This is a genomic window from Paracoccus sp. BR5-17, from assembly GCF_055693925.1.
On record NZ_JBVFUV010000003.1, the window covers coordinates 746,600 to 768,196 of the forward strand.

General features: G+C 63.9%; 23 protein-coding genes and 4 pseudogenes. 15 read left to right on the top strand and 12 right to left on the bottom strand.

Going from position 1 to position 21,597, the window contains the following annotated elements; genetic code table 11:
* The first annotated feature begins 102 nt into the window (after nucleotides 1–102).
* Entirely contained in the window at nucleotides 103–939 is an 837-nt protein-coding gene (locus tag ACZ1HC_RS05045; protein WP_472699018.1) for a protein NO VEIN domain-containing protein, read from the top strand.
* Between the two features lie 3 nt (nucleotides 940–942).
* Here the strand turns inward: ACZ1HC_RS05045 and ACZ1HC_RS05050 are convergent, their stop codons facing one another.
* Nucleotides 943–1,383, bottom strand: a complete 441-nt coding sequence (locus ACZ1HC_RS05050; RefSeq protein ID WP_472699019.1) for a hypothetical protein — start codon at nucleotides 1,381–1,383, stop codon at nucleotides 943–945.
* Nucleotides 1,384–1,445: 62 nt separating this feature from the next.
* On the opposite strand from ACZ1HC_RS05050, the gene ACZ1HC_RS05055 reads away from it, so the two are divergent.
* From ACZ1HC_RS05055 to darG, 5 genes are all read left to right on the top strand, one after another.
* Nucleotides 1,446–2,120, top strand: a complete 675-nt coding sequence (locus ACZ1HC_RS05055; RefSeq protein ID WP_472699020.1) for a YcbK family protein — start codon at nucleotides 1,446–1,448, stop codon at nucleotides 2,118–2,120.
* Entirely contained in the window at nucleotides 2,117–2,374 is a 258-nt protein-coding gene (locus ACZ1HC_RS05060; RefSeq protein WP_472699021.1) for a hypothetical protein, read from the top strand. The genes ACZ1HC_RS05055 and ACZ1HC_RS05060 overlap by 4 nt, the downstream gene beginning before the upstream one ends.
* Before the next feature lie 295 nt (nucleotides 2,375–2,669).
* A complete protein-coding gene (locus tag ACZ1HC_RS05065) occupies nucleotides 2,670–2,888 on the top strand; it encodes a helix-turn-helix domain-containing protein (protein ID WP_093362793.1) in 219 nt (72 codons plus the stop codon).
* A 21-nt stretch (nucleotides 2,889–2,909) separates the two neighbouring features.
* Nucleotides 2,910–3,545, top strand: coding sequence for a type II toxin-antitoxin system toxin DNA ADP-ribosyl transferase DarT (gene darT / locus ACZ1HC_RS05070; RefSeq protein ID WP_472699022.1), 636 nt, complete (start codon nucleotides 2,910–2,912; stop codon nucleotides 3,543–3,545).
* A gap of 7 nt (nucleotides 3,546–3,552) precedes the next feature.
* A complete protein-coding gene (gene darG, locus ACZ1HC_RS05075; RefSeq protein WP_472699023.1) occupies nucleotides 3,553–4,593 on the top strand; it encodes a type II toxin-antitoxin system antitoxin DNA ADP-ribosyl glycohydrolase DarG in 1,041 nt (346 codons plus the stop codon).
* A 9-nt stretch (nucleotides 4,594–4,602) separates the two neighbouring features.
* Here darG and ACZ1HC_RS05080 read toward each other — a convergent pair whose 3' ends face one another.
* On the bottom strand, nucleotides 4,603–5,085 hold the full coding sequence (locus ACZ1HC_RS05080) for an HNH endonuclease (protein WP_472699024.1): 483 nt from the start codon (nucleotides 5,083–5,085) through the stop codon (nucleotides 4,603–4,605).
* Between the two features lie 204 nt (nucleotides 5,086–5,289).
* Between ACZ1HC_RS05080 and ACZ1HC_RS05085 the strand changes: the two are divergent.
* From ACZ1HC_RS05085 to ACZ1HC_RS05105, 5 genes and pseudogenes are all read left to right on the top strand, one after another.
* A pseudogene (locus tag ACZ1HC_RS05085) lies at nucleotides 5,290–6,194 on the top strand (IS256 family transposase); the annotation flags it as partial.
* A 42-nt stretch (nucleotides 6,195–6,236) separates the two neighbouring features.
* Nucleotides 6,237–6,521 carry an IS66 family insertion sequence element accessory protein TnpB gene (tnpB, locus tag ACZ1HC_RS05090; protein ID WP_472700782.1) on the top strand — a complete coding sequence of 95 codons (285 nt, stop codon included), beginning with the start codon at nucleotides 6,237–6,239 and terminating at the stop codon, nucleotides 6,519–6,521.
* A gap of 59 nt (nucleotides 6,522–6,580) precedes the next feature.
* Nucleotides 6,581–8,203, top strand: coding sequence for an IS66 family transposase (tnpC, locus tag ACZ1HC_RS05095; RefSeq protein WP_472700781.1), 1,623 nt, complete (start codon nucleotides 6,581–6,583; stop codon nucleotides 8,201–8,203).
* Between the two features lie 354 nt (nucleotides 8,204–8,557).
* Nucleotides 8,558–8,695: pseudogene (locus ACZ1HC_RS05100) on the top strand (transposase); the annotation flags it as partial.
* On the top strand, nucleotides 8,662–9,279 hold the full coding sequence (locus ACZ1HC_RS05105; protein ID WP_298948992.1) for an IS5 family transposase: 618 nt from the start codon (nucleotides 8,662–8,664) through the stop codon (nucleotides 9,277–9,279). The pseudogene ACZ1HC_RS05100 and the gene ACZ1HC_RS05105, both read left to right, overlap by 34 nt.
* Before the next feature lie 12 nt (nucleotides 9,280–9,291).
* Here ACZ1HC_RS05105 and ACZ1HC_RS05110 read toward each other — a convergent pair.
* Nucleotides 9,292–9,709: pseudogene (locus ACZ1HC_RS05110) on the bottom strand (IS21 family transposase); the annotation flags it as partial.
* Between the two features lie 185 nt (nucleotides 9,710–9,894).
* Here ACZ1HC_RS05110 and ACZ1HC_RS05115 point away from each other — a divergent pair.
* Nucleotides 9,895–10,164: a hypothetical protein gene (locus ACZ1HC_RS05115; protein ID WP_472699025.1), complete on the top strand. Its 270-nt coding sequence runs from the start codon at nucleotides 9,895–9,897 to the stop codon at nucleotides 10,162–10,164.
* A 31-nt stretch (nucleotides 10,165–10,195) separates the two neighbouring features.
* Here the strand turns inward: ACZ1HC_RS05115 and ACZ1HC_RS05120 are convergent, their stop codons facing one another.
* The 5 genes from ACZ1HC_RS05120 to ACZ1HC_RS05140 are packed head-to-tail and all read right to left on the bottom strand — an operon-like array spanning nucleotide 10,196 to nucleotide 15,316.
* Complete coding sequence (locus ACZ1HC_RS05120) at nucleotides 10,196–11,266, bottom strand: DUF1513 domain-containing protein (RefSeq protein ID WP_472699026.1); 1,071 nt, start codon at nucleotides 11,264–11,266, stop codon at nucleotides 10,196–10,198.
* A gap of 4 nt (nucleotides 11,267–11,270) precedes the next feature.
* Nucleotides 11,271–12,257, bottom strand: a complete 987-nt coding sequence (locus tag ACZ1HC_RS05125; RefSeq protein ID WP_472699027.1) for an imelysin family protein — start codon at nucleotides 12,255–12,257, stop codon at nucleotides 11,271–11,273.
* Nucleotides 12,254–13,825, bottom strand: a complete 1,572-nt coding sequence (locus tag ACZ1HC_RS05130; protein WP_472699028.1) for a di-heme oxidoreductase family protein — start codon at nucleotides 13,823–13,825, stop codon at nucleotides 12,254–12,256. The genes ACZ1HC_RS05125 and ACZ1HC_RS05130 overlap by 4 nt, the downstream gene beginning before the upstream one ends.
* Nucleotides 13,826–13,874: 49 nt before the next feature.
* Complete coding sequence (locus ACZ1HC_RS05135; RefSeq protein ID WP_472699029.1) at nucleotides 13,875–15,137, bottom strand: imelysin family protein; 1,263 nt, start codon at nucleotides 15,135–15,137, stop codon at nucleotides 13,875–13,877.
* Nucleotides 15,134–15,316, bottom strand: a complete 183-nt coding sequence (locus ACZ1HC_RS05140) for a hypothetical protein (protein WP_472699030.1) — start codon at nucleotides 15,314–15,316, stop codon at nucleotides 15,134–15,136. Before ACZ1HC_RS05140 ends, ACZ1HC_RS05135 begins: the two co-directional genes overlap by 4 nt.
* A 537-nt stretch (nucleotides 15,317–15,853) precedes the next feature.
* On the opposite strand from ACZ1HC_RS05140, the gene ACZ1HC_RS05145 reads away from it, so the two are divergent.
* Nucleotides 15,854–16,081 carry a hypothetical protein gene (locus ACZ1HC_RS05145; RefSeq protein ID WP_472699031.1) on the top strand — a complete coding sequence of 76 codons (228 nt, stop codon included), beginning with the start codon at nucleotides 15,854–15,856 and terminating at the stop codon, nucleotides 16,079–16,081.
* 314 nt (nucleotides 16,082–16,395) lie between these two features.
* On the opposite strand, the gene ACZ1HC_RS05150 is transcribed toward ACZ1HC_RS05145, so the two are convergent.
* The 4 genes and pseudogenes from ACZ1HC_RS05150 to ACZ1HC_RS05165 all read right to left on the bottom strand — a co-directional run bounded on the left by ACZ1HC_RS05150 (nucleotide 16,396) and on the right by ACZ1HC_RS05165 (nucleotide 19,605).
* Nucleotides 16,396–17,049: a plasmid partitioning protein RepB C-terminal domain-containing protein gene (locus ACZ1HC_RS05150; RefSeq protein ID WP_472700783.1), complete on the bottom strand. Its 654-nt coding sequence runs from the start codon at nucleotides 17,047–17,049 to the stop codon at nucleotides 16,396–16,398.
* Nucleotides 17,044–17,199: pseudogene (locus ACZ1HC_RS05155) on the bottom strand (ParB N-terminal domain-containing protein); the annotation flags it as partial. The pseudogene ACZ1HC_RS05155 and the gene ACZ1HC_RS05150, both read right to left, overlap by 6 nt.
* Before the next feature lie 27 nt (nucleotides 17,200–17,226).
* The gene (locus tag ACZ1HC_RS05160) at nucleotides 17,227–17,814 is read right to left on the bottom strand and encodes a hypothetical protein (RefSeq protein WP_472699032.1); all 588 of its coding nucleotides are present in this window, start codon (nucleotides 17,812–17,814) and stop codon (nucleotides 17,227–17,229) included.
* Nucleotides 17,815–18,378: 564 nt separating this feature from the next.
* Complete coding sequence (locus ACZ1HC_RS05165; RefSeq protein ID WP_472699033.1) at nucleotides 18,379–19,605, bottom strand: recombinase family protein; 1,227 nt, start codon at nucleotides 19,603–19,605, stop codon at nucleotides 18,379–18,381.
* A 126-nt stretch (nucleotides 19,606–19,731) separates the two neighbouring features.
* Here ACZ1HC_RS05165 and ACZ1HC_RS05170 point away from each other — a divergent pair, with 126 nt between their 5' ends.
* Complete coding sequence (locus ACZ1HC_RS05170) at nucleotides 19,732–20,109, top strand: XRE family transcriptional regulator (RefSeq protein ID WP_472699034.1); 378 nt, start codon at nucleotides 19,732–19,734, stop codon at nucleotides 20,107–20,109.
* A gap of 289 nt (nucleotides 20,110–20,398) precedes the next feature.
* Nucleotides 20,399–21,532: a Fic family protein gene (locus tag ACZ1HC_RS05175; protein ID WP_472699035.1), complete on the top strand. Its 1,134-nt coding sequence runs from the start codon at nucleotides 20,399–20,401 to the stop codon at nucleotides 21,530–21,532.
* Nucleotides 21,533–21,597 lie beyond the last annotated feature (65 nt).

The following is a 21,597-nucleotide window of genomic DNA, read 5'->3' on the forward strand; positions in this document are numbered from 1 at the left end:
ATCACCAGGCCGGTGCACTGGTGCATGGGGCCGGCAAAAGCAGTGAGGTCCCTGCCGGAAGTCTCTGATGACAAACAGACTTCGCGCCCATAGCCTGGCGCAATGTCGAACGGGCCCTGGACGGATGAAGAGAACGACCTGATCGTCGCGGATTACTTCGCGATGCTGGCCGACGACGTCTCCGGGCGCCGCTACAGCAAGGCCGAGCATCGCCGCGCACTCCTCCCGCGGCTGAACGACCGGTCCGAGGGGTCCGTCGAGTTCAAGCACCAGAACATCAGCGCGGTGCTGAAGGGGCTCGGCGAGGACTGGATCCCCGGCTACAAGCCCGCTTTCAATTTCCAGATGACCTTGGTGGATGCCGTGGCGCGGTGGCTGGCACTGAACCCGGCCTGGCTCGGGCGCCAACCGGGGCTGCAACCCGCAGGCGGTTTGCGCGAGGCGGCGCAGATCTGGGTGGGGCCGCCGCCGACGCTGTCGAACCTGCCGCCGCCGCAGGAACTGGAGCAGATGCTGCACATCGCCCGCAAGTTCGACGTGGCGGGCCGGGACGAACGCAACCGGGCCCTCGGCCGCGCGGGCGAGGAGCGTGTGCTGGCGCATGAGCGCGCGGCCTTGCGGACCGCGGGACGGGACGATCTGGCGCGCAAGGTGCGTTGGGTGTCGGAGGAGGATGGCGACGGCGCGGGCTACGACATCGCGAGTTTCGGGCCGGACGGCCGGGCACGGCTGATCGAGGTCAAGACGACGAACGGATGGGAGCGCACGCCATTCCACATCACCCGCAACGAACTGGCCGTGGCCGAGGAGCGTCGGTCGGAATGGCGTCTGTTCCGCCTTTGGAATTTCTCACGCGAGCCGAAGGCATTCGAACTGCATCCGCCGCTGGACGCGCATGTCTCGCTGACGGCGACGACGTTTCAGGCGAGCTTTCACTGAGGATCAGTCGAACACCCTCTCCGGCTGTTCGTGCCACGGCAGGGCCGCGACGTCAGTCAGGTTCAACAGGGTCACGGCAGGCACCTCGCGCTTGTAGACCAATCGCTTGAGGACACCCGGCGCGAGATAGGCGAGCCGCAGCTGGCGGCTGACATGGCGTTCGGCCAGCCCCACGGCTTTTGCCAGATCGGTGACCGTATTGAACTCGCCAGCTTCCATGCGCCGCCGCCAGCCCCACGCCCGGCCAATGGCGCGCAGGATATGCGGATCCTGCGTGCGGTCTTCGCTGGGCAGATAGGTGGCGGGCGACTGCATCCGCCTGGTGCGGCGCACCGCCATGCAGACGGCCGTCCGCATGATCACCACCGGCGTCATGCTGGCGCTGCTCGCGGGCATTGCCATCAAGCTGAAGATCTTCGGCGGCGGCCCGTAGCCGCGCCCCATCCCCATTCATCAGCCCAACCGCACCCGCCCTTGAGGCGGGTTTTCGTTTTCGGAGGACCCCCATGACGACGACCTTCCACCGCCATTGGCGCGAAGTGCCCGAGAGCAACTGGCGCTGGCCGAACTTTTCGCCCGCCGAGATCGCCTGCCGAGGCACCGGCAAGCTGCTGGTCAACGAGCCTGCGCTCGACAAGCTGCAGGCCCTCCGCGACCGGCTGGGCAAGCCGCTGATCGTCCGCTCGGCCTATCGCAGCCCCGAGCACAACCGCGCCGTCGGTGGCGCCACGAGGTCGAAGCACCTCGACGGCGCCGCCTTCGATATCGCCATGGCGAACCACGACCCGGTGGCGTTCGAGGCGGCGGCACGGGAGGTCGGGTTCCTCGGCTTCGGCTTCTATCCGCGCTCGGGGTTCATCCATGTTGATCTCGGGCCCGCTCGCCAGTGGGGCGAGCGCTTCCCGGTCCGGGCTACCGCGTTTGCAGCGGAGACGCCGCCCGCGCGCGAAGTGCTGGCCGACAGCCGCACGATGAAGGGTGGTGGCGCGGCAGGCGTGGCGACGCTGGGCGCTGCCGGGATCGAGGTTGCGCAGAGCGTCCTCGCTGAGACCCAATCCGCGATCCTGCCGCTGGTGCCGTATCTCGACACGCTGCGATGGGTGTTCATCGCCGTCGCGCTCGGCGGCATCGCGGTCACCATCTACGCCCGCCTCGACGACTGGAAGCGGGGGCGACGGTGATCGCCGCGCTCTTGGCCGGGTTAGCCGCCAGCCCGTGGATGCGGGCGGCGCTGCGCTACGGAACCATCGTCCTCGCCGTATCTCTGTTCCTCCTTTCGCTTCGGCGGTCCGGCGAGCGAGCGGGACGCCTCGTCGAACGCCTTGAAGCCACGGAGAAGGCCAATGACGTCCAACGCCGGATGCTGGAAGCGGCAGCTCGCCGCCCTCGCCATCGCGACGAGCTTGCTGAGCGGCTGCGCGACGGTCGGTTCTGACGGTAGCGGGCAAGGGACGTGTCCGACTATCGTCGAGTACAGCCGCGACTTCCGGACGCGCGCAGCAGACGAGCTCGATCTGCTGCCGGAGGGGTCGGCTATCGCCGAAATGCTCGCTGACTACAGCGTCGTGAGAGATCAGGTTCGGGCGTGCCGTTGAATCGGCATAATGACAGACTGGATGAGCTGCCTTCCGCGAAAGAACTTTAGAGGAACACCGGTACGTGCTATACGGGTTTCGTCGACTCTTGTCGATTCAAGGCGATAAACACGGGCCGAAGAGGACGGCGGCGGGATGACTGAACCATGGGTTTCCGTTGATCAAGTGGCCGCCCACCTGGGGGTCGCGAAGGACACGGTCTACCGTTGGATCGAATCCAAGAGCTTGCCCGCTCAGCGAGTTGGACGGCTTTGGAAGTTCAAGCTGAGCGATGTTGATCGCTGGGTCATGGACGGGATGGCAGCGGAAGATGCACCAGCCGTTGCCGCGAAATTAACGAGGGAAGGTGAATGATGTGAGAATGGATGCCTAATCATGCCGACACCTGACCGGCCAAGGATTTACCACATAGTCCATGTCGACAACCTGGCGTCGATTGTCGGGGACGGTTGCCTGTGGCCTGACGCCGTGATGGTCAAGCGGCAGGGGGCGGCGGTGATCGGAAACAATGAGATCAAGGCTGACCGCCTTGTTCTACCCGTACAATGTAATCCCGGCACTTGCGTGGGCGACTATGTTCCGTTCTATCTCTGTCCGCGTTCCGTGATGCTCTATGTGATTTCACGGCGAAACCATCCGAATGTGGCATACAAGGATGGGCAGGGTCCAGTCGTTCATCTCGTCGCGGATATGCTTGAAGTCGTAGATTGGGCAACCGCGAATAATCGCCGCTGGGCATTTACTGATATTAATGCCGCAAACCGCGCCGCTGACTTCTACAACGATCTCTCAAAGCTTGATCAAGTGAACTGGGATGCGATCAATGCAAGAAACTGGGTTTCTTGTCGCGATCACAAAATGGCAGAGTTTCTCATGCATGAGAGCTTTCCTTGGGAGCTTGTTCGCGGGATCGGTGTACATTCGGAACATGTTGGCGCTCGTGCAATGGCGGCGTTCGGGAAGAGTCAGCATAGACCGCAAGTAAAAGTAAAAAGAGAGTGGTACTACTGAGGGGAGGATGATCATGATCAGATATGTGACAGGCGACATTTTGCAGGCGGACGCAGAGGCGATCGTCAACACGGTGAACTGCGTCGGAATCATGGGCCGTGGCATCGCCCTCCAGTTCAAGAATGCATTTCCGGCGAATTTCAAGGCTTACGAGGCGGCCTGCAAGCGCGATGAAGTTCAGCCGGGCAAGATGTTCGTCTTCGAGAGCCATACACTGACAAACCCCAAGTACATCATCAATTTCCCGACGAAGCGGCATTGGCGCGGGAAAAGTCGGATGGAGGATATCGATTCCGGGCTTGTCGCCCTTGCCGAAGAGGTTCGGCAACGTGGCATCAGATCGATCGCCATTCCGCCGCTTGGGAGCGGTCTTGGTGGCCTGAACTGGGAGGACGTTCGTCCCCGGATCGAAGCCGCGCTGCGCGACCTGCCGGACTTGGAGATCATTGTCTTTGAGCCAAATAGTGCGCCAGTAATAACGAAGTCGCGGGAAGTTCCAACGATGAGCCCCGGACGAGCAGCGCTGGTGGTTCTAATGAACCGCTATCTCGGCGGGCTGATGGACCCGTTCGTGACGCTACTTGAAGTGCATAAACTGATGTATTTTATGCAGGAAGCAGGCGAGCCACTCCGCCTCAAGTATGCGAAGGCGCCGTATGGTCCTTACGCCGAGAATCTGCGACACGTCCTTCGCGCGGTCGAGGGGCATCTCGTGTCGGGATACGCCGATGGTGGCGATGCGCCCGAAAAGCAGCTTGAACTGGTCCCCGGCGCGGTGAAAGACGCGGAGTCTTTCTTGTCGGATAACCAAGATACAGCCGCGCGCTTCGATCGTGTGGCGGAGCTTGTAGAGGGGTTCGAGACACCATTTGGCCTAGAACTTCTCGCAACCGTGCACTGGGTGACGACGCGGGAAAAGGCTGTCAGCGCAGAGGATGCAATCGAAACGGTTTATGCGTGGAACGAACGCAAGAAGCGTTTCTCCCCGCGCCAGATCGGCATCGCTCTCCAGAACTTGCAGAACAAGGGGTGGCTCGCAAGCGCCTGAACCAGTGTCTTACGCTCCTCCTTGTCTGACGAAGAGGTTGGTGCGGTGCCAGGTCAGTCGCCTCCGATGCTTGTCGGTCAACGGGATCGCTTCCTGCCAGCGCAATTCAGCGCGAGCGCTGTCGCTGAGGAAGGGTGATAGTTGCGGCTGGCCCTCGTCGTCGAACGTTACTAGCCCACGATCGAAGGCAGCATCCCACAAGGCCGAGAGCAGGAGGCCGTTATGGACGTCGAGGCGTTCTGCATCGCTCGCGCAATCCTTCCATGGAATTATGTGCGACGCGCGCAACAGCGCTGTATCGGTAATGCCGGTCAGCGGGCATCGCCCCTGCCAATACTCGATCAGGCCAGCGCGGAAGATGTCCTGGCCGATGCGCTGGACGACGAGGCGTTCGGCCTCCGTCGTTTTCGGAAGGTCCTTGATCTTCGTCGCGAACTCCCGCAGCGGCGCATCGGGCAGGCTCGCCGCCAGCTGGTAGATCCGCGGTAACACGGCGTAGACTTGGTCGAGTGTCCCGAATGCGTAGCGGATATGGCCTGGGCTTGGCATCGGCTGTGTCCCATGTGGTGGTGTAGGAGGCCGCGCGCGGAGCCTTTGGCGTAGCGCAGCGCGCGGCCGTAGGTAACGCTGGCGGTCATCGCCGATCTTCGGAGTAGGTTTGGGTTGCAAGACCTGAAACCTGGAATGGAGACGACGATGACCAATGACAGAATGGCGCTAATCGAGCTGGTTGAGAAGCAGGCTGATGGCGATCTCGTGCGCGAGATGCTGGCCTTTGCGGCCGAGCGGATCATGGAAGCCGAAGTTGAGGCGCGGACAGGGGCTGCCAAGGGGGCGCGAACGCCCCTGCGGGAGGTTCAGCGCAACGGATACCGTGACCGCGATTGGGACACCCGTGCCGGGCGGATCACGCTGGAGATCCCGAAGCTCCGGAAGGGCAGCTACTTTCCCAGCTTTCTGGAACCGCGCCGCACAGCCGAGAAGGCCTTGGTGGCGGTGATCCAGGAAGCCTATGTTCACGGTGTCTCAACCCGCTCGGTCGACGACCTGGTCAAGGCCATGGGCGCAGGCGGCATGTCCAAAAGCCAGGTCAGCCGCCTCTGCGCCGAGATCGACGAGCGGGTGAATGCGTTCCTGAGCCGTCCGTTGGAGGGCGCTTGGCCCTACCTGTGGCTCGACGCGACCTACCTGAAGGTGCGCGAAGGCGGGCGGATTGTCAGCCATGCCGTGATAATCGCTGTCGCCGTGAACGAGGATGGCAAGCGCGAGGTGCTGGGGGTCGCGACTGGCCTCTCTGAGGCCGAGGCGTTCTGGATGAAGTTCCTGCGCTCCTTAGCCGACCGCGGTTTGCGCGGCGTGAAGCTGGTAATCGCCGACGACCACAAGGGTCTGCGGGCCGCCGCGCGCCGGGTCTTCAACGCAACCCACCAGAGATGCCGGGTTCATTGGATGCGCAACGCCTTGGCCCATGCTCCAGCCAAGAGCCGCACCGCCATGGCGGCGATGCTGAAGACGATCTTCGCTCGAGGCAAACCAAGGCCGAGGCGGAAAAGCAGTGGGATATCGTCGCGGATGCGTTGCGTGAGAAGCAGTCGAAGCTGCGCGTGTGGATCGCTGGCGGGGTCACCGACATGCGGCGCGGCATGAACACCTTGGCGTTGACGGTGCAGCAGGGTCTGGGGCGCGATCCACATGCGGGCGAGATATTCTGCTTTCGCGGTCGCAAGGGCGACCTGGTCAAGCTGCTCTGGCACGACGGCGTCGGCATGTCGCTCTATACCAAGCGGCTGGAGGCCGGGAAGTTCATCTGGCCGAGCAGCGGCACCGGCGAGGCCGTGCAGATCTCGGCGGCGCAACTCGGCTATCTTCTGGAAGGGATAGACTGGCGCAATCCGCGGTGGACACAACGCCCGACAAAGGCGGGATAATAGTTTGCGAAAGCCCATATTTTGTTGGGCGTTTCGCCAACTCGAGGTATGCTTCGGGCATGTCCGATACCGCTTCCGAGATTGCCCGACTGCGTGCCGCACTTGCGGCGTCGCAAGCCCGTGCCGAGGCCGCCGAGAGCGAACTGGCGCAGGCCCGGGCGGTGGTCTCCACCTCGGAAGCGATGATCAAACACCTCAAGCTGGAGATCGCCAGGCTCCGGCGCGACCACTACGGCCATAGCGCCGAGCGCCGCGCCCGCCTGATCGACCAGATGGAGCTGCAGCTCGAGGAACTCGAGGCCGCCGCCACCGAGGACGAGATTGCCGCCGGGAAGGCGAAGACCACGGCGGTCGCCGGGTTCGAGCGTCGCCGCCCGGTGCGCAAGCCGTTCCCGGACCATCTGCCGCGCGAGCGGGTGGTGATCGAGGCACCGACAGCGTGCTCCTGCTGTGGCTCGGACCGTATCGTGAAGATGGGTGAGGACATTACCGAGACGCTCGAGGTCATCCCGCGTCAGTGGAAGGTGATCCAGACGGTGCGTGAGAAGTTCACCTGCCGGGCCTGCGAGAAGATCAGCCAGCCGCCGGCGCCCTTCCATCCCACGCCGCGGGGATGGGCTGGACCGAACCTGCTGGCGATGGTTCTGTTCGAGAAGTTCGGTCAGCATCAGCCGCTCAACCGACAGGCAGAACGCTATGCAAAGGAAGGCGTCGATCTCAGCCTCTCGACGCTGGCCGACCAGGTCGGGGCCTGCACCGCGGCTCTGGCACCGATCCACGCCCTGATCCGGAACCATGTTCTGGCGGCCGAGCGCCTCCACGGCGACGACACAACGGTCCCCCTCCTCGCGAAGGGAGGGACGCAGACAGCGCGGCTCTGGACCTATGTCCGCGACGACCGGCCCTTTGGCGGCGGCGCGCCACCGGCCGCGCTGTTCCACTTCTCGCGCGACAGGGAGATGGCGCATCCGAACCGGCATCTTGCGGGGTGGCAGGGCGTTCTCCAGGCCGATGCCTATGGTGGCTACAACGACCTCTATCGCGGTGATCGTGATCCGGGGGCCGTGCTGAGCGCCCTGTGCTGGAGCCATGCCCGACGGAAGCTCTTCGAGCTCGCCGACATCAAGGAAAATGCCCGTCAGAAGAAGCCCGCGCACGACATATCGCCTGTCGCGCTGGAAGCCGTGAGGAAGATCGACGCCATCTTCGATATCGAGCGTCAGATCAACGGTCTGGACATCGCCAGCCGGCTCGACGCCCGGCACCGGCTGGTCCGCCCCCTGGTCGAGGAGCTGCACGACTGGATGCGGGCCGAACAGGGAACCATGTCGAAGCACAACCCCGTCGCCAAGGCGATCGCCTACATGTTCAAGAAGAACCGATGGGACGCCTTCACGCTCTTCCTCGAGGATGGGCGCGTCTGCCTGACAAACAACGCGGCCGAGCGCGCACTGCGCGGTATCGCGCTGGGACGGAAGTCCTGGCTCTTCGCTGGATCCGAGCGCGGCCCAGACCGCGCCGCCTTCATGTATTCTCTGATCGTCACCGCCAAGATGAACGGCATCGACCCGCAGGCTTGGCTCGCCGACGTCCTTGCCAAGCTCCCCAACACAACGGCTTCACGCGTGCAGGACCTTCTGCCATGGACGTGGCAGCCATCGGAGCGCCAACTCGCTGCATGACCGCCGCCTACGCCGGATGCTTACCAATAAGGAACCGAAATCGAAAGTGAACAAGGCCCTGTACTAGCTTCTTTCATCGCTTTGGCGCCAACTTGGGCTATGCCCTCTTCATTGGTTGTCGACGGTTACGTTCAGGGGAACCATCAGCCCTCAGGTGCGGCCTAGGCGCGCGACAGGAAGGCCCGACTGTGCGACAGCTTGATATGCGCCATCTGAAGCTTGGTGCGATCGACGGCCAGATGCCCGTAGGGTCAGGACCCATAAACCTGTTTGAGGTTGCGCGGGCTACATGATTCAAGCTCCCAAAGATGGGGGCATGAGATGAGCGAGCACTTCTGGCTGACCGAGGCGCAGATGGATCGGTTGCGGCCGTTCTTTCCGAGATCCCGAGGCAAGCCGCGCGTGGATGACCGGCGGGTGTTGAGCGGCATCATCTACGTCAAGAAGAATGGGCTGCAGTGGAAGGACGCTCCTGGCGTCTACGGGCCGCCGAAGACGCTCTACAACCGGTTCGTACGCTGGTCGCGCCTGGGTGTGTTTGCCCGGATCTTTGTCGAGCTTGCACGCCCGGGGCCGGATGGCGATGTCATCATGATCGACAGCACGCACCTCAAGGCTCACCGGACGGCGGCAAGCCTCTCAAAAGGGGGACTCGGCCGCGGGCCATCGGGCGGACCAAAGGCGGCCTGAACTCGAAGCTGCATATGATCTGCGACGGGCTGGGGCGGCCGCTGACCTTCTTCCTGTCACCCGGACAGATGAGCGACGCCAAAGGTGCGCTGGCCCTGCTGCGTGATCTGCCTCCCGCCAGGACGCTGTTGGCCGACAAAGGCTATGACGCCGACTGGTTCCGTCAGGCGCTTGAGGACAGGGGGATCGCAGCTTGCATCCCGGCCCGGCGTGGGCGCCGAAACCCTGCCAGCCACGACCGCAAGCTCTACAGGCAGCGCCACCGGATCGAGAACCTCTTTGCCCGTCTCAAGGACTGGCGCCGCATCGCGACCCGCTATGACAGATGCGGCGAGCTCTTCCTCTCCGCCATCTGCATCGCCGCAACCGTCATGTTCTGGTTGTGAGTCCTGACCCTAGTCTTCGCTCCAGTCGAACTGGAAGGCTTCGCCCGGTCGGAAGGACAGCGGAACGAAGGTGTTGCGTTCCCGTGGTCTGCTGTTCGCGCTGGCGATCTGTCCGCCATTTCCGCGCAAACGCCGCAACCCGGTTGTAGGAGCCGGTGAAGCCGAGCTTGACGAGATCGGCATGCATCTGTTTCAGCGTCCGCCGCTGCTTGCGCGACTTGCCGGCTTCCGTCTTCAACCAGCCGGTCAGCTTCTCGGCGAAAGGATCAAGCTTGCTCGGGCGATCCGGCGTGGCGAACTTCGGCTCGATCGTGTCTGCCGCCAGGTGCTTGGTAATCGTGTTGCGCGACAGACCGGTGCGCCGCGCAATCTCGCGGACCGACAGCTTCTGCCGCAAGTGCATGCGTCGGATGATGTTCAAAAGTCCCATGTGGATCACTCCGTTGCCCCCGTTGCTCACCGCTCTGGGGAAAGGTTCACATGGCTCAATTATCAGTGGAAATTACGCGCCTATCCGGCTCAGTTCTGGGTGGAAATCAACACTGCTGTCCCTGCGCCGCTCCGGTGAGCGCGCCGGCCGACTGGCCGAGCGGCTCGAGACCGAGGAAAAACCCCATGACGCGCAACGACGGATGCTCGAGGCGGCGGCGCGTCGCCCTCGCTCTCGCGACGATCTGGCTGACCGGCTGCGCGACGGGCGCTTCGGACGTCGGAGACCTCCGGGCCTGTCCTCCTGTCGTCGAATACAGCCCAGAGTTCCAGGCGCGGGCGGCCGAGGAACTGGCTCTGCTGCCGGAGGGCTCGGCGATCGCCCAGATGCTGGCAGACTATGCCGTGATGCGGGAGCAAGCGCGTATGTGCGTCAGGGGTAGACGGATCTTCTGAACAAACCGCCGGGCAAGGCGCATCACCCGCATTAAAGCGAAACGATGTGGTTGTCCCACGCACAATTTGCCCGAGCGAGCGGGGTCGGACCTGTCGCACCGATCGAGACGAGTCCACCAAGCCCGTCGCTTGCCAGATATCCGTTCCCCGTGGGCGCAAGACCGCAGACATCCGCGCGCGACAGGGCCCCGAGGAAAGCGCCATCGTCGGAGAACCGGTGCAATCGGCCGCCACGGGGCGAGGTGATGGCGATCTCGCTGCCCTCGCCGCTGAACGCCACGCTGCCAGCATAGCCCTGCATCGCGAGCTCGTCGGCGAGCGGAGCTTGCGCCAGAACGGGGGCATCGCCCATGCGGTGCAATCCCAGCAGTGGCGTCGCGGCGCCGAACTCGCCCTCCCATTGCATGGCAAAGCCGACGAGGCCGTCGTGCCGCACCGCCAGGTGCCGGATGGAGTTCTGATGAAGCTCTGCCTCCAACTCTATCCGGTCCCAGATCGTCCCTGATAGCGACAGATACGTCAGGTTGGGCCGCATGGTGGCGAGGTTCAGCTTCCGGCGGTCGGTGGGGTCGGTCGCGATGCCGCCATTGGCGACGACCAGCGTCTCGCCGTCGGGCATCAGGCGCAGGTCATGCGGGCCGATCCCGCCGCTCGGGAATTCGTCGTAGCGGGTATAGCCCGCCCTCGCGTCCCAGACGCCGATCACGCCCTCGCTGGTATCGCTGCGCTGTTCGCTGGTGAAGTGGGCGGTGCCATCGGCGGAGAAGACGCCGTGGCCGTTGAACTGGCGGCCTTCCGGAGGGGTCAGCCGGTGCAGCACGTCGCCGCGCGCGCAATCGAGGACGAGGGCGAAGGCGCCGGGACGGCGCGCGAAAGCCACCGCCTCGGCGACGGACGGATGGCCGGCCCCGGCGTGGCCCCGTGCAGGCAGAGGCACACGGAAGGTCGAGGCGCCGTGGGCGTCGAGGCCGTAGAGCGCGAAGCTGCCATCCGGTTCCCGTGCCGCAGCGAGATAGGACGGGTTGCCGACGGCCGCCCAGCCGAGGCGCGGAGCGGCTCCGGCTGCGAGGAGAGACGCGAGAAAGCCGCGGCGGTGGATCATGGCCTCAGTCTCCGTCCTGTGAATTGAAGCCCGGCGCGATGCCGAGCTGCGCGCCAATCTCTGTCTGTATCGCCGCGTTCAACGAGCGCACCGCCTGTTGCAGCACCTCGACGCGCAGCCGGGCCTGCGGGTCGGTCGCATCCTGAAAGGACGGATCTTCGATCCGGGCGGCGGCCTCGCGGACGCGCGCCAGTGCAGCGTTGGTTTCTGGCAGTTCCCAGTCCGCGAGTGCGGTGGCAAGGCCATGGGCGGCCTCGGCGGCCAGAACGGCGTTGCGCAGGCTGCGCTGGGACCGGCGAGCCTCGGCGCGGGCCGGGCGCGGGCGGTCGAACGTGCCCATCGGCGCACCGAGCCGCTGGTCGGCGGTGAATTCCAGCGAGGAAAGGATCTGGGTGTAGATCGCCCGGACCGCCTCCTGTTCCGTCATGTAGGTGGCGTTGCCCGCTTCGCCCGCCGTTCGGAGCGTGTCCGCAAAGGTCTCCGTCCAGACGCCGGCGAGCGCATCCGCCTGCCGGTCCAGATCGGCCGCAATGGTCGCGACGAGTCGGCAGGTATAGCTGTCCGGCGCGTAGCCGGAGAACTCGGGATCGAAGATCAGCATCTCCAACGCAAAGAGCCCGCGCGCCGCGATCGACACCTCGGCGTAGCCGTCCACATCGCTTGCGACGGAATCTTCCTCAGCAATGAAGCGCCCAAGCGTCCGGGGCGTGAAGCCGCGCGCGTCGGGCCAGAAGGCGATGGAGAGCGCGCCGGTCTCCGACGGCCCGAGCCGGATGTCGGCCACTGGCATCCAGGCGTCGAAGCCCGCGTGGAACGCAGGCGCCAGAGCTTCTGCGCGGCAATCGTCCCGGGCGGCCTGCGCCAGATCCTCCGTCGCCTCTGCAAACCCCACATAGCCCGGCAGGATGTGATCGTTCAGCGCCTCGTCCACGCCCGCCAGCGCGGGGGCTGCGAGGCCGACACTCAGAAGGGCAGCGGACATCAGTCTCATAGGCTCTCCAGGAAGCGGATCAGGGCCGCGCGGTCTTCGGGCGGCATCTCGACGACACGGTCGCGTGCGGCTTGCGCCTCGCCGCCATGCCAGAGCACCGCCTCGAGCAGGGAACGCGCACGGCCATCATGCAGGAAATAGGTGTGGCCCGACACCGTCTCGGTCATTCCGATGCCCCAGAGCGGAGCCGTGCGCCATTCCTGCCCGTTCGCGCGGCCCTCGGGGCGGTTGTCGGCAAGGCCCGGCCCCATGTCGTGGAGCAGCAGGTCGGTGTAGGGCCAGATCAGTTGGAAGCTCGCCGGGTCGTCGCCCTCCAGCCGGTCGGTGACGTAGTTCGGCCGGTGACAGGACGCGCAGCCGGTTTCGAAGAAGACCTCGCGCCCGCGGAGGACGTCCGTGTCGTCCACGTTTCGCCGTGCCGGCACGGCGAGCGTCTGGCTGTAGAAGGTCACGAGGTCGAGGCCCACCTGGTCGATCTCGAAGCCGCCCTGTTCCGCGTCGCCGCCGTGGAGCGCGGCCGTGCAGTCGGTCTGCGCGTCGGTGCATTCCCCCGAACCCGCGGTGTGGATCGGGTTCGAGATGCCGATGTCGCCCGCGAAGGCGCTTGCGGTTTGTTCGAGCACCGTCGGATTGCCCGCCTTGTGGCCGAACCGGCCGAGCATCGGCCGGTCGTGCACGTCCGACCACACGATCTGCGGGGTGCCGGAGATGCCGTCGCCATCGGCGTCGTCGGGATCGGCGAGCGCGAGGATATCCTCGGCCGGGATCGCCTCCAGAAGGCCCATGCCGATCATCTGCGGCGCAACGCGCGGGCTGAGCATCGCGTCCGGGTGCAGCGGTCCATAGCCAAGGTCGGACGCGGTGTAGGTGGGGCGGCGGAGATGCACGACCTCGCCACCCGAGAGGGGCACTTCGATTTCGTCGTAGTCGATCTGCAGCCGGTATTCGGGCGCGTGGCCCGGCAGGCTGAAATCCTGCAACTGTGTGCCGTAGGTCGGCTCGGGCGCCGTCGGATGGGTGCCGGCGATGTAGCGTTCGATGTCGGCGATCTCGGCTTCATCCAGTTCCGGCGCCGGGATGGACACCCGCAGGAACATCGAGACGGCGGTGTCCTCCGGCCCCTCGGGCGGATGGCCGCGCCCGTCCTTGAGGTGGCAGCGCTGGCAGGAGCGCGCGTTGTAGAGCGGGCCGAGACCGTCCGAGGCGATGGTGGACGCGGGCGCAGAGACCCAGATGCGCCGGAACATCCCGTTGCCGACCCGGAAATCCAGTTCCTGCTCGAAGGTGAGGTTCGCGGCCGGTTGCGAGAACGTATCCGCCATGTCGCGCGCGCGGACGGTCTGGGCGCCGCCCGAGTTTTCCTCGAAGGGCCAGGCAGAACTGAAGTCCTCCGGCCACGCGGTCACCGCGGCGATGCGCTCCCGCTCCGCGTCGGTGCGCGGAATGACGTTCAGATGCACGTCGTCGAGCCCGGCCCACGGCGGTTCCGTCGCCTGCTGGGCCAGCACGAAGGCCGGAAGGGCGAAAGCCGCCATCACGGGCAGCAGGGCGATGGATGCACGTTTCATGGCACGACTCTCAGGGGAGGCACGGGTGACCGCACCTCCCCACATTGTCTCACTGGAACACGGCGGAGGGGTTGTCGAGGCTGTCGGAGCCCTCGAACTCGATGCCGCCGAGGCCGAGATCCGCCACGACCCGCTCGATGGACCGGGTTTGCGCGATCAGCGCGTCGACGCCGCCCATGATCAGCCGCTCGCCAGCCTCGTTGCCGGGCGCCAGCATCTCGTCATAGGCAAAACCCGCCTCCGCCGCGGTCTTGATGCGGCCGAGCGCCATCATCGTCTCCATCAGCCGGGTGCGCATCTCGGCATCGAGGTCGGGATTGTCCGCCGCAACCAGGTCCGAAAGCGACGGCCCGGAGACGAGCGAACCGTCGATCCGGACGTATTCGCCGAGATAGACGTTCTGGATGCCCAGCCCGTCATAATAGTGGCTGTTGTGCGTGTTGTCCGAGAAGCAGTCATGCTCTTCCTCAGGATCGTTCAGCATCAGGCCCAGCCGCATCCGCTCGCCCGCCTGCTCGCCATAGGAGAGCGAGCCCATGCCCGTCAGGATCGCCGAGAGCCCGGCCTGCTCGTCGGCCATGACGTTGGCACGCGCGTCCCCGCCTTCGGCCCATTGCGCGGCCATCCATTCCAAGTCGGACACCAAGAGGCCGGTCGCCGCGGCAAGATACTCGGCCCGCCGGTCGCAATTGCCTCCGGTGCAAGCGTCGCCCTGCGCGAAATCGGTCCAGGGCCGGTCACCCGCACCGTCGCCGTGCCCGTTCAGGTCTTGGCCCCAGAGCAGGAATTCAATAGCGTGATAGCCGGTGGCGACGTTCGCCTCGATGCTGTCGACCTCGTGTAGGGTATCCTGAAGGAGTGCAGGCGTGATCTCGGCGGCGTCGATCTCTGCGCCCGACAGCGTGAAGGTCCGATTGGCGATGACATTGAGCGTGGCAAGCTGGTTCTCGTCGGTCGGTCCGCCATACGCGCCGTCGACGTAGTCGATCAGCCCCTCGTCGAGCGGCCAGGCGTTCACCCGACCTTCCCAGTCGTCCACGATGGGGTTGCCAAAGCGGTAGACCTCGGTCTGCTGGTAGGGCACGCGCGCCTCGAGCCAAGCGGCACGGGCAGCCTGAAGCGTCTCGGCGGACGGCGCCTCGATCAGCGCCGTGACGGCGTCCTCGAGCGCCCGTGCGGCGATGAGGCTGTCCTCGTATTTGGCGGCGGCGATGTCGGCATAGGTGTCGAGCACATTGGCGGCCGTCTGCGCTTGTGCGCCGGTAGCGAGCGCGGCGGCGAGAGCCGTGGTCGTCAGAAGTTTGTGGATCATCTGGAGGTCCCTTCGTTCTTGGAAAGATTGCGCGCCCAGTCAGACCCGCGCCCCGACAGGCCCGTCAGACGATCGAGCAGGTGCTCCATGGACATGATCGGCCACAACGCGCCCTCGAACGCGACCTGAAGCAGCTTGCAGCGGCACGGCTGCAGCGCTGTCCGATCCATGCGTGCCATGGGTTGTTCTTCCGACTCGGCGACTCCTTCCTGATAACTGACTGGATTGGTCGGGTTGCGCAATGCCCGAGTCGTTTGGTTAACTTTGTCTGCCTGCTGTTGGGCGAATAGCGCACCGCAGCGCGGAGTGGCCGCTAGTGAACAACTGTCATGGCCGTTTCTGCAAACGCCGGCGAGCCAATTCGCGATAGAGCGCCTCCCGCGTGACGCCCAGTTCTGCAGCCACCTCCTGCCAGCGCCCCTTTTCTGGCAGGCTTTGGCCTTCGGCGAGCCAGGCATCGAGACGGTGCGCGACCCGCGGGAGCGACCGGATCTCGGCCCTGAGGCGCGCCGGCTGGACTGCGCGCGCCAGGTTCTTGCCCAGTGCTCCGCAAGGCCGGGGTCTGACTTCAGCTTTGCCCGAAACACCTGTCGCGGCAGGAGCGCCGCCGCGCAGGGCTCCGTCGCGACTGCATCGCAATGATAGGTGTCCGACCAGGCAGACGCCTCGGCGAGGATCTGCCCGGACCCGGCGCGCTGCAGGATCATCTTCAGGCCATGGCCCGTGTGACGGATCAGATCAGGCTGGTGCAGGTGATCGTGATGGTCGTCGGCGCGACGGGCGGTTCTGACGCCCGCGCGCCATGTCCGCCTGTGGTCGAGTACACGGCCGCGGATCAAGCGCAGGCGGCCAACGAGGTCGAAGCGTTGCCGGAAGGCGCCCTCATCGTCAGGATGCTGATCGACTACGCTGTCTTGCGCGACCAGGCGCGGGCGTGCCGGTGAAAGCTGTTCCAGGCAGCTGAGCGAATGCAACTCCGTCTGCCTCAGAGAATTCGGGTTCAAGTGGAACAAGAAATTTAGGAGCTTCGCTATGATAAACGGGCGCATTCACCTCCGGCGGAGAATGCGCCCACTTGTTTCAATGGCCGGACACCGACCATTGGGCCGGTGAAAACTCAAACCAGCCTGGCGGGCTCCGAGCGGGTTCGCCGCCATCCCCGCCGCCGCAATTGATCCGGCCCTCTGTCCGGCGTCTCCTGCGGTCCCCGCGCTTTCGGGTCCGGGTCCCCATCGTCGAAAGAAGGACAGTTGCCGAACTACTCGGTCTCGATCCTCATCGCTTCCGTCGTGGACGCAGGCTGCACGAGGCCCGCCACGATCTGGCGAAACTCGCCGAGGATTTCACCGTGGTTCTTGTCGAGGTAGCGGGCGAGACGGTCATTCTGCAAAAGCCGCTCGACATAGCGACCGGCCACCACCAGCCGAAGGTGATCGGGTCCAAGGGTGCCTTCGATCAGCTTGATGTTCTTTTGCAGGTTGGCCATCTCGGCCTTCATTCGCTCGGCTTGTTCACGCGTTACGCCTGCAGGTGGCTTCTTTGCAGCCGGGTCAACCAGCTCAGTGGCGTCAGATGCTGCGAGGATCGCCTCGACATAGGGCACCGTGTAGTTGTTAGCCGCGATCATCAGTTCCGCCGCCTGAATCTGCCGCAGGGGCTTCATCTTCCGCAGGGACCGGAAGCTGTTGATCGGGCAGTGCCTGGCCTTCAGCAGTTCGGCTGCCTCCGGACAGATGCCGTTCAGCAGGGTCCGCTTCTGTCGGATCAGCGCGATGTTCACATTCAAGGCTGCCGCGATGCGGGCTTCCGACACGCCGCGCTCGACCGCGCGCAGGATCATCTTGTGCTCCTGGATCGTGGCGAGGCGGCTGATGCGCTTGTTGTAAGTGAAGGATTCGTCGTCAGTCGCCACGAGGCAGGTGACGGTCGTCTCGCCCATTTCCTTCAGAACATGCAACCGAACATGGCCATCCAGAAGGATGAAGGATCCGTCCTGCCCAGCCGCGCGGGCGACCACCGGCGGTTCGATCAGCCCGACCTCGCGGATCGACGCGGCGATCTGCCCATATTTCTGGCTCTTGGGCCTGCTTCAGATCAACGGATCACGGTCCTCTTCGTCATTGGCAGTGTCATCAAAACGTTCTGTTTCAACGGCTTCCTCGTCCGTGATGAGTCGGTATCCTTGCCCACGCTCGCTAGAAATCCGGTTTTTTGGGTCTTGCGCCATCCGGTAAACGCGAGCCGACAATGCGTTCAAGTCCTTGTCGCGGCCACCGTCACCGATCACAATGCCGCGCGCCGTCAATGCATCATAAAGAGCCACACGATCCATCGGCTGCCCAGATTCACGCAAAACATCAATGACCGCCGCCTCAAAGACCGGAATTGGCGTCTTCCTTCCAGTTACCACCGGCGCGGACGCCGAACGCACCCTGATCCTGACGTTACCATCTTGGCGGAAACTCGGTTGATCTGGCACTTCAGACTCCGCGCTTAGAGGCGTATAACTGGGCGCGGCACGAGCTTCACGCAATTCACTTTCGACCGCACAAGTAAGTGACAGCAGCCGTTGCGCCTCACGGCCCCACTCGTCATACTGCTGCAACATCTTGTCGATCTGAGAGACACGGGCCACAAGTGCTTCCCGTTCTTCGCGCAGGCGGGCAATGATTTCCATGTCCAGTCCCTTTCTCCAAGGCTGAGAACGGCTGTTGAAAATTTTTGCCGTCGCCCGCGTATGTAGCGCTTGCGCGTACCATCGTCAACGGGTATGTATGTGAAGTGGGCGCCTCGCCCCGCCCACCAACATGCGCGGAGAATCGTATGGAAAGAAGACGCCGGGGTCCGTCGCGTTGACAACTGCCCGACGCGGGGGACCTTAAACGGGAAAAGCCAGACCGAAGGCCTGGCTTCCCATAGTAGGTGGAAATCAGCGCGGGCCGAAACCCGTGGAAGTCCTCCTGTCTCGCAAACAGAGTATTCCATAAATCCAGGCCCGCATCAAGCGAAACCCTCATCCGAGAAGGAGAAGGGCATGATCGGCCACATCTGGATCAGGCGCTATACGCGCCGCCGGTTCGGTTGCATCGAGCATGTCTGCGCCCATTGGCGCGGCTTGCCGAAGTAACCTGACGGCGCAGGTGGTCTGCCGCGCCATGCGTTAGCGGCCCGGCAGGCGGAACTTTCATCAACCTACCTGGGCGGTGCTTCGGCACCGCCATTTTTCACTTACGTCACCATTTCATGCAGTCTCGCGGATCACACGCTCCACCTCGTCGCTGTGGAACAGCCGCAGCAAGCGATTCACTTCGATGTAGTGGTAGTCCCGGTCCGGTGTGAAGCCAACGAGGGAATAGGCCCGGATCAGGCTGCCGAACCGGTGGGCATAGGCGCCGCTGGACGGCATCCCGTCGGCCTCGTCGATCACCAGACCGGATATGTAGCCGTGGCGCTGGAACAGCCGCGTCAACCGTTCCAACATCTCGTCGTCCGAGAACCGGCGGTTCCGGGCGGCGATGATCGCCTGCACCTTTTGGAACTGTTTCGGCTCGACGATGGCATCGAACGCCCCTTCCGAACGGATCCACATCTCCGGACCATTCGCCACCCGCTTCTGCTTCAGTTTGAAGGAGCGCCGGTTGTAGACGTTGTTGCCGATGTATTTTTCGTTGGTCAGGATCTGATGGACGGTGGCGCGGGTCCAGGCCCGGCCGAGATCGGTCAGGATCCCGCGCTCATTCAGTTCGGCCGCGATTTCGCTTTCCGTACGGCCGTGCTTGAGGAACCGGCTGTAGATCCAGCGAACGGTCCGGACCTCGGCGTCGGGTCCTGGCACCAGGATCACCCGGTCTGTCTGCAAGCTCTTGTGCTCACCGCGCTTCAGTTCGGCCTTCACTTCACCCCGTTCGTCAAGCAGGACCCGGCGAAGGCCAAAACCCGCCGCACCGCCCTGACGGAAGCCGCGTTCGATCAGGCGGCACTGCCCGATGAAGACCTTGTTGGAAAGTTCCCGGCTGTATTCCCCCGCCATCGCGCGCTTGACGCTCTTGACGATCGTAGCAACCGGCCCGCCATCATTTTCAAATTGCTCGGCGCAATACTCGACCTGCTTGTTGGCGCGACGGCAGATGTATTCGTAATAGGCGGATTCATCGGCGTCCTGAAAACGGCCCCATCGGCTGACGTCATAGACAAGGATCACCTCGAAATCCGCGGTGCCGTCCTGCACATCCTGGATCAGCTGCTGCAGCGCCTCGCGACCCTCGATCCTGAGCCCACTCTTGCCTGCATCGGCATAGGAACGGACCAATTCAAAGCCGCGTTCCTCCGCGTACTTGCGGATCGCGTCCGACTGGTTTTCGGTCGAATATTTCTGATGGTCCGTGGACATGCGGACATATTCAGCCGCACGGCGCTTTGGCGGGGAGTTCGCCGGTTCTTTTCTTGAGGGCAGCTCTCTGCCTGCCATGCCCGTCTCCAAATCAGTTCATGCAGGCGTCTCCGTCTGGTCGGACCCGGGGTATTGGCTGGGGCGCAAAATGGAATCTGCCGCTGTGTTGTCTTCTCCACTGGTTTACCGGAGGAGGACGCCGTGATGCGGATCAAGATGGGCACATCCGTGCCGAAAATGGGCACAACTGTGCACCTGGACGCCGATCAGACCGCGTATCGCACGGCCATTGCCGATGCCCTGCGGCGCGAACTGGGACCGACGCATCAGGCCATCAAAACGGTGATGCGCTGGACCGGAGCGAGCGAGCGGACGGCGAAGTACTGGCTGTCTGGCGAACGCGGGCCTAGCGGAGAGCATCTGATCCGGCTCGCGCAACATTCGGATGCAGTGCTGATCACCATCCTGATCATGGCCGAGCGACTGCCGGATCAGCGGCGGCACAGATGTACCGACTGTCCTGCGCGCGAGCTTGTGTTGCAAGACCTCGGACAGGAACAGAAATCGTCCGGGGGTTCCTGACATGCAAGGAAGCGGCTGGATTCCACCCCGCCCAAGCGTTCACGAAACAAGTCGCGACAATGTTCATGCGGAGATTAGAACCCCTATTCTCCGCATGTCTTGCGGCGAATGAGAGGGGATCATGCTTTGATACCATTTTCCTGTCAGTCTCTGTCACCAATCTGGCTTGACGGCAGACTGCTGGCGACAACGCCCCTTGATGTCAGAATAGAGCCATATTCTGTTGCCAAGCGATCTTCGTGTGACTAGGTTGGCGTCAAATCCCGTTGATGACAGAATCGGCACAACTATGATCACCAAAACCTACGATCTTACGGATGCCGTCACCTATCACATCGGCGGCTTTCCCCCTGGCTCACTCGACTACGAGGTGCTTCTCGGACCCCTTGAAGAGGCAGCGGCCTCGCTTGCACGATACGATGCAAAGATGTCGGGAATGGTGAACAGCGAGTTGTTCCTCGCCCCGCTGCGTCGCCAGGATGCGGTCACCTCGTCCCGGATGGAGGGGACGATCTCGACCATCGAAGAGCTGTACCGCCTTGAAGCCGAAGAAGACGCGGGCAGCGCCGACCCTTATCGGGAAGCGCGCAACGACGACGTCGAGACCTACCTTTATTCCCGCGCACTGCGGAATGCTCAGCAAGCCCTCGCCGACGGCGCCCCGCTTGGCGAACACCTGATCCGGACTGCCCACCAGCAGCTGCTGTCCTTTGGCCGGGGAGCCCGCAAGCGCCCCGGCAGCTACAAGGTTGAGCAGAACTACATCGGGGATGAACGGCAGGGAAGGATCTACTACGTTCCGATTGCCCCGGAGCAGCTGGGCCCGGCGATGGGCGAACTGGTCCGCTACATCAACGAAAGCACGATGCGGCCATTGATCCGCACCGCCATCGCGCATGTCGAATTCGAGGCTGTGCATCCGTTCGAAGACGGCAACGGTCGGATCGGCCGGATGCTGATCACCCTGATGCTGTGGAAGCTCGGCGTCCTGCATCAGCCGAACTTTTTCGTGTCGGGTTACTTCGAGGCCAACAAGGACGAGTACATCGAGCGGATGCGGGCCGTTTCCGCCAAGGGCGATTGGACCGGCTGGGTGGTATTCTTCCTCCAGGCGATGCACGCCCAGGCGACGGTCAACATTCAGACGGCCGACGCGATCTTCCGCCTTCACGGCGAGATGCGGGAGCGGTTCCGCGAAGTCCTGAACTCGCAGTTCCATGATCAGGCGCTGGACTTCGTCTTCGCAAGCCCGATCTTCCGCAACGACCGCTTCGTCGAACGCTCAGGCATCCCACCATCCTCGGCGCGCGCGCTATCCCGACGGCTGGTCGAGGCGGGCATGCTGCGCACCATTGAACCGGCTTCCGGACGACGTGCGGCGATGTACGCCTTTGATCCGCTGCTCGATCTGCTGAAGGTGTGAGGGTCATGGCGACGATTATCCGCCCCGTCGATGGGGGGCTCGGTAAACGTTGACCAGGTGTTGAC

Excerpts from the sequence above, each read along its gene's own strand:
- ACZ1HC_RS05045 (WP_472699018.1), top strand. The coding sequence starts at position 103 with ATGTCGAACGGGCCCTGGACGGATGAAGAGAACGACCTGATCGTCGCG.
- ACZ1HC_RS05050 (WP_472699019.1), bottom strand. The coding sequence starts at position 1,383 with ATGGGGCGCGGCTACGGGCCGCCGCCGAAGATCTTCAGCTTGATGGCA.
- ACZ1HC_RS05055 (WP_472699020.1), top strand. The coding sequence starts at position 1,446 with ATGACGACGACCTTCCACCGCCATTGGCGCGAAGTGCCCGAGAGCAAC.
- ACZ1HC_RS05065 (WP_093362793.1), top strand. The coding sequence starts at position 2,670 with ATGACTGAACCATGGGTTTCCGTTGATCAAGTGGCCGCCCACCTGGGG.
- darT (WP_472699022.1), top strand. The coding sequence starts at position 2,910 with ATGCCGACACCTGACCGGCCAAGGATTTACCACATAGTCCATGTCGAC.
- darG (WP_472699023.1), top strand. The coding sequence starts at position 3,553 with ATGATCATGATCAGATATGTGACAGGCGACATTTTGCAGGCGGACGCA.
- tnpB (WP_472700782.1), top strand. The coding sequence starts at position 6,237 with ATGAACACCTTGGCGTTGACGGTGCAGCAGGGTCTGGGGCGCGATCCA.
- tnpC (WP_472700781.1), top strand. The coding sequence starts at position 6,581 with ATGTCCGATACCGCTTCCGAGATTGCCCGACTGCGTGCCGCACTTGCG.
- ACZ1HC_RS05115 (WP_472699025.1), top strand. The coding sequence starts at position 9,895 with ATGACGCGCAACGACGGATGCTCGAGGCGGCGGCGCGTCGCCCTCGCT.
- ACZ1HC_RS05120 (WP_472699026.1), bottom strand. The coding sequence starts at position 11,266 with ATGATCCACCGCCGCGGCTTTCTCGCGTCTCTCCTCGCAGCCGGAGCC.
- ACZ1HC_RS05125 (WP_472699027.1), bottom strand. The coding sequence starts at position 12,257 with ATGAGACTGATGTCCGCTGCCCTTCTGAGTGTCGGCCTCGCAGCCCCC.
- ACZ1HC_RS05130 (WP_472699028.1), bottom strand. The coding sequence starts at position 13,825 with ATGAAACGTGCATCCATCGCCCTGCTGCCCGTGATGGCGGCTTTCGCC.
- ACZ1HC_RS05135 (WP_472699029.1), bottom strand. The coding sequence starts at position 15,137 with ATGATCCACAAACTTCTGACGACCACGGCTCTCGCCGCCGCGCTCGCT.
- ACZ1HC_RS05140 (WP_472699030.1), bottom strand. The coding sequence starts at position 15,316 with ATGGCACGCATGGATCGGACAGCGCTGCAGCCGTGCCGCTGCAAGCTG.
- ACZ1HC_RS05145 (WP_472699031.1), top strand. The coding sequence starts at position 15,854 with ATGGCCCGTGTGACGGATCAGATCAGGCTGGTGCAGGTGATCGTGATG.
- ACZ1HC_RS05160 (WP_472699032.1), bottom strand. The coding sequence starts at position 17,814 with ATGGAAATCATTGCCCGCCTGCGCGAAGAACGGGAAGCACTTGTGGCC.
- ACZ1HC_RS05165 (WP_472699033.1), bottom strand. The coding sequence starts at position 19,605 with ATGGCAGGCAGAGAGCTGCCCTCAAGAAAAGAACCGGCGAACTCCCCG.
- ACZ1HC_RS05170 (WP_472699034.1), top strand. The coding sequence starts at position 19,732 with ATGCGGATCAAGATGGGCACATCCGTGCCGAAAATGGGCACAACTGTG.
- ACZ1HC_RS05175 (WP_472699035.1), top strand. The coding sequence starts at position 20,399 with ATGATCACCAAAACCTACGATCTTACGGATGCCGTCACCTATCACATC.